This is a genomic window from Cognatishimia sp. MH4019 (assembly GCF_020177595.1).
Lineage (GTDB): Bacteria > Pseudomonadota > Alphaproteobacteria > Rhodobacterales > Rhodobacteraceae > JAHTBL01.
Genome location: NZ_JAHTBL010000001.1, coordinates 507,649 through 527,072 on the forward strand (window position 1 = coordinate 507,649; position 19,424 = coordinate 527,072).

Here is a 19,424-nt window from a genome sequence, read left to right on the forward strand (position 1 = left end):
GGCGCTGATCAATCGGTAACAACAGAGCTGCCTCCCTCGACAGATGTGGGACTTTTTATAAATTGGGGTGCGCATCCGCGAACGCGCACCCAGTGTTCTCTGCCAACATTAGCCGCCGGGCTTCAGATCCATGCCAACGCCATTGCCGACAAACTCCAGCGTGTAGGCGGCCGAAACGTCCAGCCCCTCTTCGATCACGCCGGCATTGACCATCTTGGCGTAGAAATCATTGACGACCTCATCGGTCATCACACCGATGCCCATCTCCAGCGCGTCGCCACTGTCGACGATGCCCCAATCCTTCATCTTGCCGATGGCATAGGCAATCTTGTCGTCGGTCATGTCGGGGTTGGCGGCCTTGATCAGCTCATTCGCACCGCTGGGATCGCCATACAGGTAGTTGTACCACCCCTTGATGGAGCCTTCGACAAAGCACTTCACCTGCTCGGGCTTTTCGTCAATCGTGGCCTGCATCGTCTCGATTGTGGTCGCGTAGCTGGAAAAGCCATTATCCGCGATCAGGAAGATGTTAGGTTCAAATCCACCCTCTTTTTCAACAAGATACGGCTCGGAGCTCAAGTAGCCTTGCATCGCAACGCTGGTATCGGCAAGGAAGGGCGCAGGGTTGAACGTGTAAGGCTGCCTCTGCTCAACAGTGAAGCCATGCTCTGCGATCATCCACTGGTAATAGCTGGTGAAGCCATTGTCGCCGATCAGCAGCGTGCGGTCTTTCAGACCTTCCCAGCTTTCCACATCTGGATGCGCCACCAGCACCTGCGGATGCTTCTGGAAGGTTGCGGCCACAGCGACCACCGGGATGCCCTCTTTCACAGCGTTGAACGCCTGCAGTAAATCACCACCCATATGGTAATCAATGCGCCCCGCCAGCATCAGCGCGCGGTTGTTCACTTGCGGACCGCCCGAGATGATCTCGACATCCAGACCGCATGCGGCATAGGTGCCATCGGCCACGGATTGATAAAAGCCGCCATGTTCGGCCTGTGCCAGCCAGTTTGTTCCGAAGACAACTTTGGCGTTCTCGGCGACGGCGGGTGTCGCTGCGACAGTGGCAAGCATCAGTGCTGTCAGAGTGGGTTTCAGTGACATTTTCATCCTCCAGATGTTGGTCGCTGCTCAGGATGGAGTCCGCCTGTCCCAAAGGAAAGACAGCGGAGGCAGGCAACTCTTGACCGGCAGCGTTACGCTTAACCTAGCGGCAGTTTCTTCAAACGTGCATAATTTTTTTGCGTTTTTTATATTGCCCCTCTGCAAACGCTTGCAACCCATCGGCGAGCAGGTCAGCCTAAGGCATGAAATCACTGATCCCGCAGACCATCGCCCCGCCATTTGCCCGCTACGCCCATGGCGCTGTCAGTGATCCAGGCGCGTCCATTCTTGTCACCTCTGGACAGCTGGGATTGGCTGCCGATGGCACGATTCCCGACAGTACGCAGGCGCAAGCACAGATCTGTTTTGCCAATATCGATGCGATCCTGACCGATGCAGGGGCGAGGCGGAGTGACGTGTTGCGGATCAATGCCTTTGTCACCGACCGCGCCCATATGGCAGGCTATATGGCGGCGCGCGATGCGTGGCTGGCCGAGGTCACGACCCTGCCCGCCTCCACACTTGTTATTGTCGCGGGCTTCACCCGACCAGAGTTTACGGTCGAGATCGAAGTGACCGCCCAGGCGCCGTCGCCGACCTAATCAATCCTTGCCGCCAGGGGCATTCTACGGCACGACCTGTGCAATCTGATTTTTGCCGCGACGCAGAATCGGCCATGAACCAACGGCCGGGGAAGCCAGAATGACCAACAAGATCGAAACCGTGAAAGCCCTATTCCCCGGCGTTCTGATCTCGGGCCTGATCGCCTTGGCCGCACAGTTCATTTCCGAGCATTACGGCGCGCCTGCCATGCTCATGGCCCTGCTTTTCGGGATCGCACTGAACTTCCTCTCCGAGGACGGCAAATGCGCCGACGGCATCGCGTTCTCCGCCAAGACCGTGCTGCGCTTTGGTGTGGCCCTGCTGGGCATGCGCATCAGTTTCGAGATGGCGTCGGAATTGGGTTGGCCCATCGTCACGTTGGTCGTCGGCGGCGTGATCGCGACGATCCTTTTCGGGATGAGCATCGCGCGCCTGTTTGGTCACGGCCCCCGTTTTGCGTTCCTGTCGGCGGGTTCGGTGGCGATTTGCGGGGCCTCGGCGGCAATGGCCATTTCCGCCATCTTGCCCAAGGACGAGCGCACCGAAGAGCGGTTGGTCTTCACCGTTGTCGGTGTCACGCTGCTGTCGACAATCGCGATGATCGTCTATCCGATCCTGGCCGATCTGTTTGGCTTCGGCACCCAGTTTGCTGGTATTTTCATCGGGGCAACGATCCATGATGTGGCGCAGGTCGTCGGCGCTGGGTTCTCTGTGTCCGAGGAAACCGGCGAGGTTGCAACCATCGTCAAGCTGATCCGCGTCGCGATGCTGGCGCCTGTGATCCTTGTCGCGTCCCTGATCATCCGTCGCTACGTCGTGCAAGACGCAGCAGCGGAGCGCCCGCCCATCGTGCCGTCTTTTGTCGTGGCCTTCGTTGTGCTGGTGACGCTGAATTCGTTTGGTGTGTTCCCTGCCCCGGTCATCGCCCTGGCCACGGAAACCTCTCGCTGGGCTCTGCTGACTGCCATCGCTGCAGTGGGTCTCAAGACATCCCTGCGCGATGTAATAGACGTGGGCGGCGCTGCCATCGCGCTTTTGATCGTCGAAACCGCCTTTATCGGAGCGCTCACCGTCTCTGTGCTGTTCTGGCTGCAAAGCGCTTAAGGCAAAAACAGCGTGTCCTCTGTGGCCTCCCAAAGGGCCACCAGTCGGCACAGCTGCGCATAACCGGAACAAACCTCGAGCTCGATACAAATCTTTACAAATGGTTAACGCCTGAGCGGGCGATTTCATAGCGATGCATCCTGACGAGGAAGACAGACAGCACTGCCCGGATCATGGATGGAAACCAAAGGTCGCGTTGGTGCGTTGGTGTCGCGCAATTGCTAAGGAGAAGACCGCTGGAACCCGTCGCAATCCTCTTTGACCAGCTCCGCGAAATCGCGCGTGGCTCGATTGAAATTCTGCCTCAGATCGCTGTCGCGATTGTTGTTCTTATTCTGACAGTTCTGCTGAACAAGCTGGTCAAATATGGTATGGGAAAGGCGCTTTCGAACACGAATCTGCGGCAAAGCCTGAAAGAGCTCTTTTCGCTTCTGATATCGATCCTGGTCTGGGTCCTTGGGCTGATGATTGCCGCTGTGATCGTCTTTCCGGGCCTTACACCGTCCAGCATTTTGGCCGGGCTTGGCATTGGTTCTGTCGCGATCGGGTTCGCGTTCAAGGACGTATTTGAGAACTTTCTGGCCGGGATCATCATTCTCTTTCGTCGCGAGATGCGCATCGGAGACTTTATCGAATGCGAAGATCTTGAAGGCAAGGTCGAGCAGATTGCGATCCGTGAAAGCCATATCCGCCAGACCGATGGGCAGCTTGTGATCGTGCCCAATTCCATTCTGTTCAAGAACCCTCTGACCGTGCGCACCGATCAGGACAAGCGCAGGGTCACCGTGATTTGCGGGGTCGCGTATGACGAAGATGTGGACCAGTCGCGCGATGTGATCCGCAAAGCCGTGGAAAGCTGCGACACGGTTTATCAGGACGACAAACCGATCCAGATTTTTGCGCAGGAGTTCGCAAGCTCCTCCATCAATTTTGAAGTGACGTGGTGGACAGGTTCGAAACCCGTTGATGTGCGCCGCTCCCGCGATCAGGTCGTGGGCGCTGTGAAACGTGCGCTGGACGATGCGGGCATCGAGATACCGTTCCCCTATCGCACGCTGACCTTCAAAGAAGCGTTGCCCGTGAAGCAGCAGAATCGCGACAGGTCGCCAGAAACGGGCGAGGCCGATCCTCAGCCAAGCGCGTAACCCGCACCGCGCACTGTGCGCACCGGGTCATCACCACCAAACTGGCAGAGCGCTTTGCGAAGCCGTCCGACATGGACGTCGACCGTGCGCGTATCGACATAGATATCGCGGCCCCAGACCCGGTCGAGCAGCTGATCGCGGGACCAGACGCGGCCCGGCTTTTCCATCAGCGTAGAGAGCAGGCGAAATTCGGTCGGGCCCAGCTTGAGCGCATCGCCATTGCGGGTCACCCGGTGGGTTTCGGCATCCAGAACAATGTCCTCAAACTCCAACCGCTCGCCAATCGCGGCTGGCCGAGTGCGCCGCAGCTGCGTGCGGACGCGCGCCATCAGTTCAACCACGGAATAGGGCTTGACCACATAGTCATCTGCGCCGGTCTCTAATCCGCGCACCCGGTCCACTTCTTCGGACCGCGCCGACAGCATGATCACCGGGATACCGCGCGTATCCGAGCGCATCTTCAAGCGCCGGCACACTTCGATGCCTGATACCGAGGGCAGCATCCAGTCCAGCACGATCACGTCCGGTGCTTCCTCGTCGACCAGAAGCAGGCCTTCTTCGCCATTCTCTGCACGCGCCACCCGGAAGCCTTCGGCCTCCAGATTATAGGCAAGCACTTCCCGCTGCGCAGGCTCGTCCTCGACCAGCAATACGGTGGGTTGATCGCCCGGCATGAGTTAGGCCTCCTTGATCACATCGACCGATGTGCGGTCTTTCTTGGCACGCATCTCGTCTGGGCGCTCGCCGGTGACCAGATAGATCACCTGCTCGGCGATATTGGTCACATGATCGCCCATGCGTTCGATGTTCTTGGCAATGAAATGCAGATGCATGCAGGCCGTGATATTGCGCGGGTCTTCCATCATGAAAGTCAGGAATTCGCGAAACAGCGCGTTATACATCTGGTCCACGTCGATATCGCGGTTGATGACGTCTGCAGCCAGTTCGGCATCGCGCTGGATATAGGCGTCCAGCGCGTCTTTCAGCATCACCTCAACCTCTTTGGCCATCCGCCGGATCGCCGCCGGAGAGCCATTGACGGGTGCCATCTGCACCAGAACGCCCGTGCGCTTGGCCATGTTCTTGGCGTAATCGCCGACCCGCTCCAGATTGGCGCTGATCTTCATCACGCTGAGAACCGTGCGCAGATCGCCTGCAGTGGGCGCGCGCAAAGCAATGACGCGGGCCGCCTCGTCATTGATCCGCTCTTCCAGATCGTCGATGGCGCGGTCCGCAAGGCGCACCTTTTCCGCAAGATCGACGTCGCGTTCTTCCAGCGACTTCGCGCTTTGGATGATCGCGGCTTCCACAAGCCCGCCCATTTTCATGATCAGGGCCTGAATGGCCTCCAGATCACGATCATATGCCGATGCGATGTGTTGTTCGTCCGTGTTCATTTATCCGATCCGCCCTGTGATATAGCTTTCGGTCCGGGGATCTTCGGGGTTGGTGAAGATCGTGCCGGTTTCTCCGTATTCGACGAGATATCCGAGATGGAAGAATGCCGTTTTCTGGCTGACCCGCGCGGCCTGCTGCATCGAGTGCGTGACGATCACCACGGAATAGTTCTGGCGCAGCTCGTCAATCAGCTCCTCGACCTGTGCGGTCGCAATCGGGTCGAGCGCGGAACACGGCTCGTCCATCAGCAAAACCTCCGGCTCTGTGGCGACAGCGCGCGCAATGCACAAGCGCTGTTGCTGACCACCCGACAGGCCGGTGCCGGGTTCATGCAGGCGGTCCTTGACCTCGTCCCAGATCGCGCCACGGCGCAGGGATTGCTCGACGATGTTGTCCAGATCGGCCTTGTTCTTGGCCAGACCGTGGATGCGCGGGCCGTAGGCGATATTGTCATAGATCGACTTGGGGAACGGATTGGGTTTCTGAAACACCATCCCCACCTTGGCGCGCAGTTGCACCGGATCGACCTTGCGGTCGTAGATATCTTCGCCATCAATGGCGATGTCTCCTTCCACGCGGCAGACATCAATCGTGTCATTCATCCGGTTGATGCAGCGCAGGAAGGTCGACTTGCCACACCCCGAAGGGCCGATAAACGCCGTCACGGTCTTGTCTGCAATCTCGACATTCACGTCCTTGATGGCGTGGTTGTCGCCATAATAGACCTGCACATTCTTGGCCGAGATTTTGGTCTCTTTGGCGTCCACGTCTCTCTCCACTATTCTTAGATCGTCCATGTTTCGTCCCCCTTACCAGCGACGCTCAAAGCGGCGACGTAGGAAAATTGCCAGTGCGTTCATGCTGACCAAGAAGATCAGCAGCACGATGATGGCCCCGGAGGCACGTTCCACAAAGGCAGGGTCCGAGCGTTGGGTCCAGTTGTAAATCTGCACCGGCAAGGCCGAAGCAGGGTCGAAAAAGCCTTCCGGCGGGCCGGAGGGGTATTCGCGCACGAACGCCACCATGCCGATCAGCAACAGCGGGGCCGTTTCACCCAAAGCCTGCGCCAGCCCGATGATGGTGCCTGTCAGAATGCCCGGCGCGGCCAGCGGCAGAACGTGGTGAAAGACGCTCTGCATTTTCGAGGCCCCGACACCAAGTGCGGCATCCCGAATGGACGGCGGCACTGATTTCAGCGAGGCCCGCGTGGCGATGATGATCGTGGGCAGTGTCATCAGCGTTAGCACCAGACCGCCCACGATGGGCGCCGATTGAGGCAAGCCTGCAAAGTTGATGAAGATCGCAAGGCCCAGAATACCGAACACAATCGACGGCACCGCGGCGAGGTTCGAGATGTTCACCTCGATGATATCCGTGATCCGGTTCTTTGGCGCGAACTCCTCCAGATAGATCGACGCAGCCACACCGATGGGCAGCGCCAGCCCCAACACGATCAGCATCATGTAAAGCGAGCCCATGATGGCCACACCCAGACCCGCCGCTTCGGGCCGCTGGCCTGACGCATCGGGCATCGTCAGGAACGCCCAGTTAAAGCGTTGCTCTAGGATGCCTGCCTCTTGCAGCGCATCTGTCAGATCTAACTGCCCGGGCGAGACGTTCTTGTCCAGAGCAGCGGTCTCGCGGGTCACGCGGTCTTTCAGATAGCCATCAATCCGGCCATTGGCGAGGAACTCAAACGTGATCGTCTCGCCCACCACGTTTGGATTGGCGAGGACGAAGTTGCGCAGTTGAGCCGCCGCCTCTTTCGAGATGATGTCGCCTTGGTCTTGCGGCGACAGCTCTGTTTCGATCCCGGCTTCGGTGACGGCATTTTCAACCGCGACCGCGATCAGCGGTGAATACCCAAAGGTCGACACTTTCGCCATCTCGTCGCGATTGCGGTTGCCTTCCTTGTCCAAGGTCTCGGCGGGCAGTTCGACCTGCAGCGTTACATAGGTCTGCTGAAAGGCGCTCAGACCGTTTCCGAGGATCGAGATCAGCAACATGACCAGCGCCGCCACACCCAAAAGCACAGCGCTCAGGCCGTATATCTTGAAGCGCCGTTCGGCTGCGTTGCGTTTCTTGGTGCGGGCGTCCTCGGTCAGCAAAGACGACTTGGGACGGGCGGCGGGGATGCCGCCAGCGGACAGATCGGTCATTCGTACTGCTCCCGGTATTTGCGCACGATATAAAGCGCGAAGACATTAAGCCCCAGCGTGATGACGAACAGCGTCAGGCCAAGGGCGAAGGCGACCAGCGTCTCGGGCGAGGCAAAATCAGTGTCGCCGGTCAATTGACTGACGATCTTCACGGTGACGGTTGTCATCGCCTCGAACGGATTAAGGTCCAGTCGGGCCGCGGCCCCTGCCCCCAACACCACGATCATCGTCTCGCCAATCGCCCGCGAGGCGGCCAGCAGCACAGCGCCCACAATGCCCGGCAAGGCGGCGGGTAACACCACTTGGCGGATCGTCTCGGAATGGGTCGCCCCGATCCCCAGCGAGCCATCGCGCATGGATTGCGGCACGGCGTTGATGATGTCGTCAGACAGCGAGGACACGAACGGGATCAGCATAATGCCCATCACCAGCCCTGCCGTCATCACCGACGAGGCGCTTTCGCCCAGGCCAGAGGGTTGCGCAAAGTAATCCCGCAAGAACGGCCCAACCGTGATCAGTGCGAAAAGGCCGTAAACGATGGTCGGGATACCGGCGAGGATCTCAATCGCGGGTTTGGCAAAACTGCGGAATTTATGAGTTGCGTATTCGCTTAGATAGATCGCGGCGAACAGACCGATCGGCACCGCCACCAGCAGCGCGATGAAGCTGATGTAAAGCGTGCCCCACAGCAACGGGATAATGCCCAGATCGCTGTCACCCCGGAAATTGGGCGACCACGTAGTGCCAAAGAAAAAGTCTGTCCAATGATAGTCCTGAAAGAAGTTGCGCGTCTCGAAGACCATCGAAAAGACGATACCAAGCGTCGTCAGGATTGCGATGGAGGCGGCAGCCATCAGCAGCACCAGCACCCCGTTCTCGACCACATTGCGTGCGCGGAATTCCCGGTTCGTGCGCAGAAACGAGATCGCGAACCCTCCGATAGCCACGCCGATAATCAGAAAAGTCGTCCAGAGCTGCGCCGCCGCGGCCTGCGCGCGATAGCTTTGTGCAGCACGCAGCACGAACGGCTCTACGTTCGAGCCAAGTGCGACGCCGACCGCGCCCAGACGTTCGCGCACATCGGTGGTCTCTGTGCTGACCGTTTGCGCCTCGTCCTCGGTCATGGCACCTGCGGCGACGGCCGTATCAAGCCCGTCCGCCACCCGGCGCACATCAGACATGACCAGTGACCGGGTCGTATCCTCGGAAATGCTGTCAGCGGGAATGAACGTCGACACGCGGTTGTCAATCAGGATCGGCAGAACCAGCGACAGGATGGCCAGCAATCCCAGCGCAGGGATGATCGTGCTCAACGCGACATTGAAGCCATAGTAATTGGGCAGCGAATGCAGGTTGCGAATATTGCCATCGGCAGAGGCCAACGCCCGGCTGCGGCCCAGCACAAACCCAAGCGCGCCAAAGCCAAGCACAATGATCAAAAGGAAGAAAACGGACATCTAGGCAGCTCCGCAGATGTGGGTCGTCAGACAAGACGGGGGCCATAACAGCCCCCGTCCGTTTTGCTGAGGCATTGCGCCTGATTACATGCTTGCGTCCATGACCTGCTCGTCAGCCACCATCTGCTGGGTGTCTGCCAGCTCGGGGTCCGAGACGAGGCCATACTGGGCCAGCGGGCCAGACCCACCTGCGATCTCGTCGGACACGAAGAACTCAGCGAATTCTTTCAGGCCGGGGATCACGCCGATATGTGCTTTCTTGATGTAGAAGAACAGCGGACGCGACACGGGGTATTCGCCGGTCGAGATCGTCTCGGTGGACGGTGCGACACCGTTCATCGTGGCAACTTTCAGCTTGTCGGTGTTGTTCTCGTAGAAGGCCAGACCAAAGACGCCAACGCCTTCTGCGTTGCTGTCGATGCGGGCCAGCGTTTCGGTGTAGTCACCGTCGATGTCCACGGATTTGCCGTCGGTGCGCACAGCCATGCAAGCGCCTTCAGCGTCGTCCTCGGACATGCCGGCTTCCATCATGGCTGCCATGGCGCCGGTGTCTTCGCAGCCCTGCAGCAGGACCTTCTCTTCGAAGACTTCGCGGGTGCCGTGCTTGGTGCCGGGGATGAAGGCTGCGATATCAACAGCAGGCAGGTCACTGTTGAAGTCGGCCCACTGCTGGTGCGGGTTGTCGACGATTTCGCCATCAACCAGTACCTGAGTGGCCAGCGCGTTGAACCAATCAGAGGGCTCGAACGCGGTGAATGCGGGGCCGGTCAACTGGCTGGCAAAGACGATGCCGTCATAACCAATGCGGACTTCGATGATGTCGGTGACACCGGCTTCTGCACATGCAGCTACTTCTTTTTCGCGGATCGCGCGGGAAGCGTTTGCAATGTCGATTGTGTTGGCGCCAACACCCTCACAGAAACGCTTCAGACCAGCCGAGGAGCCGCCCGATTCAACAACGGGGGTCGGGAAGTCGAAGTTTTCGCCGAAGGCTTCGGCCACGATGGCCGCGTAAGGCAGAACGGTGGAGGAACCGGCAACCTGCACGTTGTCACGTGCATAAGAAGCGGTTGCAGAAATGGTCGCGATTGCCAGAGCAGATACGGACAGTTTCGCAAAAGACATGAGTGAACTCCTGTAATGTCTGTGACCGCCCAAAACAGCGGCCTTGAGGGCTGCCTATGGGTCCGGTGCAATGCTTTTGTGACAGATACGTAACAGTTTTATGACAGCGCCCGGTGCGTTCCTGAGATGATCCGGTGCAGCCTTGGAAAAAAGGCTTTAGCTGTTCGTTTTTAGGGGCAAAACCACTGTAAACTTAGCACCCTCACCCACCGCACTTTCCACGCGAATACGGCCTCTGTGACGGTTCACCATATGCTTGACGATGGCCAGACCCAGCCCGGTGCCACCCATTTCCCGCGAGCGGTGCGAATCCACCCGGTAAAACCGCTCGGTGAGTCGCGGAATATGGATCGGATCGAAGCCTTCGCCTTTGTCGATGACGCTGATTGCAACGCTGGGAGCGCGCAGCCGCGCGTCGCGGTCGCTCAAGCTGAACTCCACTGCGACTTCGCCCCCTTTGGAGCCATACTTGATTCCGTTCTCGATCAGGTTGGTGAAGACCTGCCGCAACTGGTCCCCATCGCCCTGCACCATGATTGGCCCTGACGCGCCGCGCATCTGGAACTGGACGCCCGCGGTTTCCGCCATGGGCGTCAGCGCGTTCAGCGTCATGCTGACCGTGTTGTAGATATCCACGTCCTGCGTGGGGCGCATCCGCTCTTCGGTCTCGACCCGGCTCAGCGACAGCAGGTCCTGGACCAGCCGGTTCATCCGCGCGGCCTCCCGCGCCATGATGCCCAAAAATCGCTCATGCGCCGCCGCGTCATTCTTCGCAGGGCCTTGCAGCGTCTCGATAAAGCCCAGCAAAGCCGTCAGCGGCGTGCGCAGCTCGTGGCTGACATTGGCCACGAAATCGCGCCGGATCTGCTCGGCTTCGCGCAGATGGGTGATGTCATCAAAGGTCAGCAGCACGCCGCCCCCTTCCACCGGGGCGCAATCGACCTGAAACATCGTCTCGCGCCCGGCCTCGTTCGAAAAATGCCGCGCGCTGTGCAGTTTTTCGTCCACCAGAACCCGCTCGATACTGTCGATCAGCGATGGCTGGCGCAGCACGGTCACGAAATGCCGCCCTGTGATGGTATCGCCAAACATGGCGCGGGCCTGGGCATTGGCTTGAGCGATCCGCTCATTCGCGCCGATCAGGATCAACGGGCGCGGGATACCCTCCAACAGTGATGCGGTCAGCGAGCTGTTCATCGTCTAGCCGCGCGCCGCCCGGATGGCTGCCTCGAACTCGGCTTTCAGCAACCCGATATCTTCGCACCCCACAGAGACCCGGAAGAACCCTTCGCTGATCCCAATGGCCGCGCGCGCCTCTGGCGTCAGACCCCGGTGCGAGCTGGAGGCGGGATGCGACAGCGTCGTGCCGATATCCCCCAGCGTTGGCGCGAAAGCGATGTTTTCAGCCGCTTGCGTAAGCCGGTTCGCCGCCCCACGCCCGCCTTCGACCTCAAAACTGACCATATTGCCGCCGCGCGCACCCAGCAGATGCGCCGCGCGGTTGTGATCTGGATGATCGGGCCGCGTCGGATACAGCACCCGCGTCACCCCCGGCAACGCCGCGATATGATCGGCCAGCGCTGCCGCGTTCTCCTCGGCGCGGTCATAGCGCAGGTTGAAACTGTAAAGCCCCCGCTCGGCCAGCCAGCAATCAAAGGGGCTGGGTGTCAGGCCTGTCGTGACAGCCGTCACATAGATGGCCTCGCGATGCGCGGGATCGGCGGCGGCCACATAGCCCAGCGTCACGTCCGAATGCCCTGCCAAAAGCTTGGTGACCGAATGGATCACCACATCCGCACCATGCTCAAACGGCTGGTAGCTGCGCGGCGTCGTGAAGGTGTTGTCCACGACCAGCAGCAGCCCCTTTTCCTTGCAGAGCGTCGCGATAGCCTCGATATCGGCCACCCGCAGCGTCGGATTGCTTACCAGCTCGACCAGCACCAGCTTGGTGTTGGGTCGCACCGCAGCCGCCATCGCGGCACCATCGGTTGGGTCGGCCAGCGAGGTTTCGACGCCAAAGCGCGGCAACTCCTCGCGCATCATTCGCAAGCTGCGCCCGTATAGCTGATCGCCGCCCAGCACATGATCGCCTGCCTTCAGCAGCCCGAGCATCGTCGCTGTGACAGCCGCCATGCCAGAGCCTACGATCAAGCCGCCTTCGGCCCCTTCCAGCGCATCAATCTTGCGTGCAAGCACTTCCGCATTGGGATGCCCTTCGCGCGCATAGGTGAACCCCTTGGCGCGGCCTTCATATTGATCGTCCAACGCATCGGGGCTGTCGGACGCATAGACAACCGACGGCTGCAGCGGCGTCACCACGGCGCGCGATGAGCTTTCCGGCCACGGTGTTCTGCGGATCAACTCATCGCTCATAGCGCGGTCAGTCCTTCGCGAAAGCGGCGCATGTTGGCCTGATATCCCAGCGCCGAGGCTTTAAGCCCTTGGATTGCCTTGTCGTCCAACTCCCGCACAACCTTGCCCGGTACGCCCATCACTAAAGAGCCATCGGGGATCTCTTTGCCTTCGGTGATCAGCGCCCCCGCCCCAATCAGGCAGTTCTTGCCAATTTTTGCGCCGTTCAACACGGTCGCGCCCATCCCGATCAGGCTTTGATCGCCAATCGTGCAGCCATGCAGCATCGCCTTATGCCCAATCGTACAATCGCGTCCGATGGTCAGCGGAAATCCCATATCCGTGTGCAGAACGCTGTTCTCCTGCACGTTCGAGCCTTCGCCCACGACAATCGCCTCATTGTCCCCGCGCAACGTCGCGCCGAACCAGATCGACGACCCAGACCCAAGAACCACCTTGCCGATGACATTGGCATCCGGTGCCACCCAGAAATCCCCATTCTCGGGCAGAACAGGCGCATGATCTTCCAGCGTGTAAAGCGTCATTGGCGGTCCTCGAATTCAGCGTTGAGTGTGCGCACGGCGTCGGCCAGATCAGGCTGCTGCGTTCGGCGCATCCGTTCCGACATGATGATGGTTTTCAGCTTTTCTTCGGTCTCATCGAGATTGTCGTTGATCAGCACGAAATCATATTCGGCCCAATGGCTGATCTCATCGCGGGACTTCTGCATCCGCGCGGCGATCACCTCGTCGCTATCTTGCGCCCGCGCCCGCAAGCGGCGCTCCAACTCGTGGATCGAGGGCGGCAGAATGAAGATCGACAGCACATGCTTGTCCAATGGCGAGTTGCGCACCTGCTGCCCACCTTGCCAGTCGATATCAAACAGCACATCTCGCCCGGCATTGATCGCGTCTTCTACAGGCGTTTTTGGTGATCCGTACAGATTTCCAAAAACCTCGGCATGTTCCAGCATCTCGCCGGTGTCGATCAAATGGCGAAATTCGTCATGGCTGCGAAAATAGTAATGCTCGCCTTCCACTTCGCCGTCCCGCGGCAGGCGTGTCGTGGCCGAGACAGAAAAGCGCAAACTGTCATCCCAGGCCATCAAACGGCGGGCCAGTGTGGATTTTCCCGCCCCCGACGGTGAGGACAGGATAATGAGAAGACCACGCCGGCTCATGTTTCACTCCACATTCTGAACTTGCTCCCGCATCTGGTCGATGGTCGCTTTCAGGTCAAGCCCGATTGCCGTCAGCGCGGTATCTTGCGACTTGGAACACAGCGTATTGGCCTCGCGGTTGAACTCCTGCATCAGAAAGTCGAGCTTGCGCCCGATGGGGCTGCCTTGCGCCAGCAAAGCGCGCGCCGCGTCAACATGGGCGCCAAGCCGGTCAATCTCTTCGGTGACATCTGCCTTCACGGCCAGCATTGCGAGCTCTTGCGCGACCCGGTCCGCATCCACACCATCGGCGTTTTCCATCACTCGGGCCAGATTAGCCTTAAGCGTGTCAGCCACATGGGCACGCCGCGCCTCCGCCGCCTCAGCCGCCGCTTTTGTCAGGCTCTCAATCGTGTCGATCTGACCGTTCAGCACCGTTTCCAACGCGCGGCCTTCGGCGGTGCGCATCTTGACGAAATCCTCCAGCAGACGATCCAGATCAACCAGCAGCGCGGCTTTGAGCGGCGCCGTGTCCTGCGCCGTCTGGCTCGCATCCATCACCCCGCGCGCCGACATCAGATCAAGCGCGGTCACGGGTGCGACAGAGATCCCTTGCATCTGCGCATGGCTCTCGATCTGGCGCAACGTGCCCAAGACTGCGTTCAGCGTGTCTTGATTGATCGACAGCCCGCTCGCACCCTCTTCGCGGCTGATCCGCAGACCCAATGTGACATTGCCCCGCGCCACATGCTGCGCGATCTTGGCCTTCACGCTTTGCTCAAGCCCTTCGATCCAGTCAGGCAGTCGCAGCCGGATATCGAGACCTTTGGCATTGACCCCTCGCAGGTCCCAGCTCCATGCGTGGTGTTCGCCCGCATTGGAATGCGCGGTGAAGGCGGTCATGGAGGCGAGCATGGCTGTTAACCTTTTAGTTCTTTTTCACACCAAATTTGAAACAAACCGTGCGATATTAACGCCCGAGTAAGGTTTGTGACGCAATTGTTAGGCAATGGTTAAGCATGAATGACCCACGCCGACAAGCGCCGCCGCCCCTGCAGGCCGCAGGTACGGTGGTCAGATGAAAGGGTCTGAATTGTCATATGTTATACCGTTCTCGAACGGTCAGAAAGGACGCCAGATGCGCCGCAACTCTGCCCCTCGTGCCGCCGGTCACTCTCTGATTGCGCAGGTCGAGGCGTATTGGTCCGAGCAACGCAAAGGCGCGCTTGTGCCAACACGCGCCGACATCAATCCCCGGGGTATCGAAGCGGCCCTTCCCAGTGCCTTCATTCTGGAACGCGTCGCGCCGGGTATCGCGCGGTTCCGCCTTGCCGGTGGGAATTTGTGCGATCTGATGGGCATGGATGTGCGTGGCATGCCGATCACCGCGATGATGGATGTGGATGCGCGGGTCAAGCTTGTCACCCCGTTGGAGGCCGTGTTCAAAAAGCCCGCCATTGCAAGGTTTAGCTTACTCAGCCCGCGTGGCATCTCGCGTCCTGCGCTGGACGCTACGATGGCGCTTTTCCCGCTGACGGATGGCAACGGGAATGTCACCCGTGCGCTTGGCTGCTTTGTCAGCAATAGTCGTGCGGGCCGCACGCCGCGCCGCTTTGCCATCGAGGATATGCAAGTCGACGCGATCGGCGCACCGCGTCCCAAGGTCTACACCAATGGATCACATCTGCGGCTTGTCAGCTCTCGTGACTAATCGTGATGCGCCGTCACGTTGACGGTTTGTGCAAGAAAACCGATCGGCCCGTAGCTTGTCAGAAATGACACCTCAGCCGCGTCCATTCCGACGCCTATCCGTGCGATTGTGTCCGCAGGGGCCATGCCTGTTGCATCTACCAGATGCCATGTGCCGTCCAGATAGACCTCTGCGACAGCGTGGAAATCCTGCGGCGTGACATCGGGCGCATAGACGCTGACGAACCGCGCGGGAATGGCCGCCGCGCGGGCAAAACAAACCATCAGATGTGCGAAATCCCGACACACGCCCTGACGCTGCACGAACGTATCCAACGCGGTCGTTTGCGGGCCGGACACCCCCGGCACGTAGCCGAGTGTGTGGTTTAACCAATCGCGCATCGCCTTGATCAGCGCACCGCCCTGCAGGCCCCCAAACTCGGACGCCACGAAGGTCTGAAACTCATCCGAGGGACAATAGCGCGAGGGCATTAGATAGCGCACCGTATCTCCGGGCAACAAATGCGGCGGCACAGCGCCGAGCGGCGCGAGATCAAGCCGGGGTCGGTCCACCAGCACTTGAGCCGTGTAATTGCAGCGCAGCGCATCGTCACAGCGTAGCCAGGCACGCTCTCCTAAACCATCCTCGGCGGTGACGCGGATGAAATGATCCACCGGATCAGTCAGCATCTGCCGAGAGATGACCTTTTGGTCGGCCAGGTCAGCCGCTTCGATCTGCAGCAAAAGATCGGTCGGGTTCGACATGGTGTAATGCAAATGGACATCGATATCGAGCCGCATAAGATACACCTTTCAAGGCAAGCGACCTGTTCCCCGTGGGGAACAGGTTACCGTTTTGTAAAGAGCCGTGGGCGTTAAGCCGACTGCGCTTCTTTCAAATCGCCACGACGATCCGACAGTTGTTCTGCTACCAAAAACGCCAGTTCCAACGATTGCGAGGCGTTCAGACGCGGGTCACATGCCGTGTGATAGCGATCCGACAGATCCTCATCCGACACGGCCCGCACGCCGCCAGTGCACTCGGTCACGTCCTGACCGGTCATCTCGAAATGCACACCGCCGGGGATTGTGCCCTCGGCCTTATGCACGCCAAAGAATTCGGTTACTTCGCGCAACACGCTCTCAAATGGACGGGTCTTGTAGCCCGACGCTGCCTTGATCGTGTTGCCATGCATCGGATCGCAGGACCAGACGACATTGGCACCCTCTTCCTGAACCGCCTTGATGAGGCGCGGCAGATGCTCGCCCACCGACCCCGCGCCAAAGCGCGCGATCAGCGTCAGACGTCCGGCTTCGTTTTCAGGGTTCAGCTTCTGCATCAGAACCTTGAGATCATCAGCCGTCGTCGTCGGACCACATTTCAAACCGATCGGGTTCATCACACCGCGACAGAATTCCACATGAGCGCCGTCAGGCTGGCGGGTGCGATCCCCGATCCAGATCATGTGACCCGAACCTGCGATCCACTGTCCCGAGGTGCTGTCCACGCGGGTCAGCGCCTCTTCATATTCCAGCAAAAGCGCCTCGTGGCTGGTGTAGAAATCCACCGATTGCAGCGTGTGGGCAGTGGCTTCATTCACGCCGGCGGCTTTCATGAAATCCAGCGTGTCGCTGATCCGGTTGGCCATATCGCGGTAGCGCGCGGCCTCGGATCCTTCGGTGAAGCCCAGCGTCCAGCCATGCACCTGATTGACGTCCGCATAACCGCCTGTCGAAAAAGCACGAACAAGGTTCAAGGACGCGGCGGCCTGCGTGTAAGCACGCAGCATCCGCTCTGCATTGGGGATGCGCGCCTCAGGCGTGAAGTCGATATTGTTGATGATATCGCCGCGGTAGCTGGGCAGCTCTACGCCATCCTTCGTCTCGGTCGGGGCGGATCGCGGTTTGGCGAATTGCCCGGCCATGCGGCCGACCTTGATGACAGGCACTTTCGCGCCATAGGTCAGCACCATCGCCATTTGCAACATCACCTTGAACGTGTCGCGGATCGTATCGGCGGAGAACTCCTCAAAGCTCTCGGCACAGTCGCCGCCTTGCAGCAAAAATGCTTCCCCACGGGACGCCTTGGCCAGTTGCGCCCGCAATGTGCGCGCCTCACCTGCAAAAACCAGCGGCGGATAGCTCGACAAACGGCTTTCCACTGCAGTCAGCTGGTCCGTGTCGGTATAGTCCGGCATCTGAACCCGCGGTTTCGCGCGCCAGTCAGATTTGTGCCACTCGGTCATTGTTTTTGCTCCTGTTAGCGTTAGCAGCGGACAATATATGTCAGATCGCCCGCCGAGGCCACCGCAGATATCACGTCGCTTCCGTCGCGCCTACCCCTTTGGACATGTCATGCGATTGCTCTTGATCCGGTTCGGCAAACCTGACTTAGCTGCACATTATCACCTACGAAGAAGACGACCCGATGACAGCAGACAGCCCCTTGGTAGAGATCGACACTGGCGGCCAGAAACCGCGCCGCTTTGTGTTCGTTCTGCTCGAGAATTTTACGATGCTGTGTTTCGCCTCTGCTGTGGAATCACTGCGCATCGCCAACCGCATGGCCGGGCACCCGCTTTATGAGTGGCGGCTGGTTGGAGAAGGCGGCGATTTTGTCACCTGTTCGGCGGGCACCAGCTTCAAAGTGGACAACGATCTGGACGAGACGCTGCGCGATGACACGATCCTTGTGTGCGGCGGCATCGACGTGCAAGTCGCGACCACCAAGCGGTTGTTGAACTGGCTGCGCCGCGAGGCGCGCAAAGGGGCCACGATTGGTGGCCTGTGCACTGCGGGCCATGCGCTGGCCTCTGCGGGGCTGCTGGATGGCAAGAAAGCCACGATCCACTGGGAGAACCAGGACAGCTTCGCCGAAGAGTTTGACGAGGTCGAGCTGACCAAATCTGTCTTCGTCATCGACGGCAACCGCTACACGACCGCAGGGGGCACGTCGTCCATTGATCTGATGCTCAAGCTGATCGCCAACGATCATGGCGAGGAGCTGGCGAACGCCGTGGCCGACCAGTTGATCTACAGCTCGATCCGCACCGATCAGGATACCCAACGCTTGTCGATCCCCACCCGCATCGGTGTGCGGCACCCGAAGCTGTCTCAGGTCATCCAGATGATGGAGGCGAACATCGAAGAGCCGATCAGCCCCTCGATCCTCGCCCGAGATGTCGGCATGTCGACCCGCCAGCTAGAGAGGCTGTTCCGCCGCTATCTCAATCGCTCGCCCAAGCGCTACTACATGGAACTGCGCCTGCAAAAAGCGCGCAATCTGCTCATGCAAACGGATATGAGCGTGATCAACGTGGCGCTCGCCTGCGGCTTCGCCAGCCCGTCGCATTTCTCCAAATGCTACCGCTCGCACTATGACACGACGCCCTACCGCGAACGCGGGGCGCAGGCGGCACGATTGTCGATTTAACCCGTCCCGGACCTGATCCGGGACCTCGACATCAGAGGCCCCGGTTCAAGTCCGGGGCGCGGACCGCTTTGATTGGCGCGCCTCAAACTGTTCCCAGACGTGCATCCGACCTTTCTGACGTGCATCAGCCAGCCACATGCGTTTGCGTGCATCAACTACCTCAAGGATTTTGTAGCGACCGCCTGAGAATTTTGGCCAGTCAATTGCTAACCCTTCCTTGACCATTTCCGCAGACAGGTCCCGGCCATCAGGAAGCCAACACCTTGCGACGGTTCGCCCATGCGTGTCTTCTTCGATGATATCAGCCTTTAACATGTGGCCCTTACACAGCCGCACCAGCGCCCATTTCGCTTTCTGGCCGTAAGGATGGTTCAGCTCAGGCGCATCAATGCCGAACAGCCTAATCTGAAGTTTATTGATAACGATCGTGTCGCCATCGACAACAAAGGCGCGTCCGCAAACCGTCTCTATACTGGGCTCGGGCTTGGTGAGCTTTACGTCGTAGGGTTTCTTAAATTGCTTCTGGTCAGGAGGCGTTGCGGGCTTGACAAGCGGAGCGACAACCTTCGTTTCGGGATGCGTGTTTTTACCTAGTGATTGTTTTCGCTTTGGCGATTTAGCCGTTTTCAGCAACCAGAGCACTATGCCCGCTATCGCCAAAACCGCGATAAGACCTTCAATCTCTTCCATAAT

20 protein-coding genes are annotated in these 19,424 nt (G+C 59.4%); 5 read left to right on the forward strand and 15 right to left on the reverse strand.

Annotated features, from left to right (window positions below; translation table 11 throughout):
- Positions 1–108: 108 nt before the first annotated feature.
- Positions 109–1,107 carry an ABC transporter substrate-binding protein gene (locus KUW67_RS02465; RefSeq protein ID WP_224823674.1) on the reverse strand — a complete coding sequence of 333 codons (999 nt, stop codon included), beginning with the start codon at positions 1,105–1,107 and terminating at the stop codon, positions 109–111.
- Between the two features lie 203 nt (positions 1,108–1,310).
- On the opposite strand from KUW67_RS02465, the gene KUW67_RS02470 reads away from it, so the two are divergent.
- The 3 genes from KUW67_RS02470 to KUW67_RS02480 all read left to right on the forward strand — a co-directional run bounded on the left by KUW67_RS02470 (position 1,311) and on the right by KUW67_RS02480 (position 3,959).
- Entirely contained in the window at positions 1,311–1,709 is a 399-nt protein-coding gene (locus KUW67_RS02470; protein ID WP_224823675.1) for a RidA family protein, read from the forward strand.
- Between the two features lie 100 nt (positions 1,710–1,809).
- Positions 1,810–2,814 carry a YeiH family protein gene (locus tag KUW67_RS02475; protein ID WP_224823676.1) on the forward strand — a complete coding sequence of 335 codons (1,005 nt, stop codon included), beginning with the start codon at positions 1,810–1,812 and terminating at the stop codon, positions 2,812–2,814.
- A gap of 236 nt (positions 2,815–3,050) precedes the next feature.
- Positions 3,051–3,959, forward strand: coding sequence for a mechanosensitive ion channel family protein (locus KUW67_RS02480; protein WP_224823814.1), 909 nt, complete (start codon positions 3,051–3,053; stop codon positions 3,957–3,959).
- Here KUW67_RS02480 and phoB read toward each other — a convergent pair.
- The 11 genes from phoB to KUW67_RS02535 all read right to left on the reverse strand — a co-directional run bounded on the left by phoB (position 3,944) and on the right by KUW67_RS02535 (position 14,524).
- A complete protein-coding gene (gene phoB, locus KUW67_RS02485) occupies positions 3,944–4,633 on the reverse strand; it encodes a phosphate regulon transcriptional regulator PhoB (RefSeq protein WP_224823677.1) in 690 nt (229 codons plus the stop codon). The genes KUW67_RS02480 and phoB overlap by 16 nt on opposite strands.
- Before the next feature lie 3 nt (positions 4,634–4,636).
- Positions 4,637–5,356: a phosphate signaling complex protein PhoU gene (gene phoU, locus KUW67_RS02490; RefSeq protein WP_224823678.1), complete on the reverse strand. Its 720-nt coding sequence runs from the start codon at positions 5,354–5,356 to the stop codon at positions 4,637–4,639.
- Entirely contained in the window at positions 5,357–6,154 is a 798-nt protein-coding gene (pstB, locus tag KUW67_RS02495) for a phosphate ABC transporter ATP-binding protein PstB (RefSeq protein WP_224823679.1), read from the reverse strand.
- A 12-nt stretch (positions 6,155–6,166) separates the two neighbouring features.
- Positions 6,167–7,516 (reverse strand): phosphate ABC transporter permease PstA, encoded by a 1,350-nt coding sequence (gene pstA, locus KUW67_RS02500; protein ID WP_224823680.1) that lies wholly within the window; start codon positions 7,514–7,516, stop codon positions 6,167–6,169.
- Entirely contained in the window at positions 7,513–8,973 is a 1,461-nt protein-coding gene (gene pstC / locus KUW67_RS02505) for a phosphate ABC transporter permease subunit PstC (RefSeq protein ID WP_224823681.1), read from the reverse strand. The genes pstA and pstC overlap by 4 nt, the downstream gene beginning before the upstream one ends.
- Before the next feature lie 84 nt (positions 8,974–9,057).
- A complete protein-coding gene (locus KUW67_RS02510) occupies positions 9,058–10,098 on the reverse strand; it encodes a substrate-binding domain-containing protein (RefSeq protein WP_224823682.1) in 1,041 nt (346 codons plus the stop codon).
- A gap of 156 nt (positions 10,099–10,254) precedes the next feature.
- A complete protein-coding gene (locus KUW67_RS02515; RefSeq protein WP_224823683.1) occupies positions 10,255–11,295 on the reverse strand; it encodes a cell wall metabolism sensor histidine kinase WalK in 1,041 nt (346 codons plus the stop codon).
- Positions 11,296–11,298: 3 nt separating this feature from the next.
- Positions 11,299–12,471 carry a PLP-dependent aspartate aminotransferase family protein gene (locus KUW67_RS02520; RefSeq protein WP_224823684.1) on the reverse strand — a complete coding sequence of 391 codons (1,173 nt, stop codon included), beginning with the start codon at positions 12,469–12,471 and terminating at the stop codon, positions 11,299–11,301.
- A complete protein-coding gene (locus tag KUW67_RS02525) occupies positions 12,468–12,995 on the reverse strand; it encodes a gamma carbonic anhydrase family protein (protein ID WP_224823685.1) in 528 nt (175 codons plus the stop codon). Before KUW67_RS02525 ends, KUW67_RS02520 begins: the two co-directional genes overlap by 4 nt.
- Positions 12,992–13,630 (reverse strand): guanylate kinase, encoded by a 639-nt coding sequence (gmk, locus tag KUW67_RS02530; protein ID WP_224823686.1) that lies wholly within the window; start codon positions 13,628–13,630, stop codon positions 12,992–12,994. Before gmk ends, KUW67_RS02525 begins: the two co-directional genes overlap by 4 nt.
- Positions 13,631–13,633: 3 nt before the next feature.
- Positions 13,634–14,524, reverse strand: a complete 891-nt coding sequence (locus KUW67_RS02535; protein WP_224823687.1) for a YicC/YloC family endoribonuclease — start codon at positions 14,522–14,524, stop codon at positions 13,634–13,636.
- 223 nt (positions 14,525–14,747) lie between these two features.
- Here KUW67_RS02535 and KUW67_RS02540 point away from each other — a divergent pair, with 223 nt between their 5' ends.
- Positions 14,748–15,320, forward strand: a complete 573-nt coding sequence (locus tag KUW67_RS02540; RefSeq protein WP_224823688.1) for a PAS domain-containing protein — start codon at positions 14,748–14,750, stop codon at positions 15,318–15,320.
- On the opposite strand, the gene KUW67_RS02545 is transcribed toward KUW67_RS02540, so the two are convergent.
- Both KUW67_RS02545 and KUW67_RS02550 read right to left on the reverse strand, forming a co-directional pair.
- Complete coding sequence (locus KUW67_RS02545; RefSeq protein WP_224823689.1) at positions 15,317–16,099, reverse strand: transglutaminase family protein; 783 nt, start codon at positions 16,097–16,099, stop codon at positions 15,317–15,319. The genes KUW67_RS02540 and KUW67_RS02545 overlap by 4 nt on opposite strands.
- Before the next feature lie 74 nt (positions 16,100–16,173).
- Positions 16,174–17,544, reverse strand: coding sequence for a class II 3-deoxy-7-phosphoheptulonate synthase (locus tag KUW67_RS02550; protein ID WP_224823690.1), 1,371 nt, complete (start codon positions 17,542–17,544; stop codon positions 16,174–16,176).
- A gap of 182 nt (positions 17,545–17,726) precedes the next feature.
- On the opposite strand from KUW67_RS02550, the gene KUW67_RS02555 reads away from it, so the two are divergent.
- Positions 17,727–18,731 carry a GlxA family transcriptional regulator gene (locus tag KUW67_RS02555; RefSeq protein WP_224823691.1) on the forward strand — a complete coding sequence of 335 codons (1,005 nt, stop codon included), beginning with the start codon at positions 17,727–17,729 and terminating at the stop codon, positions 18,729–18,731.
- A 45-nt stretch (positions 18,732–18,776) separates the two neighbouring features.
- On the opposite strand, the gene KUW67_RS02560 is transcribed toward KUW67_RS02555, so the two are convergent.
- Complete coding sequence (locus KUW67_RS02560; protein WP_224823692.1) at positions 18,777–19,421, reverse strand: thermonuclease family protein; 645 nt, start codon at positions 19,419–19,421, stop codon at positions 18,777–18,779.
- Positions 19,422–19,424: the final 3 nt, after the last annotated feature.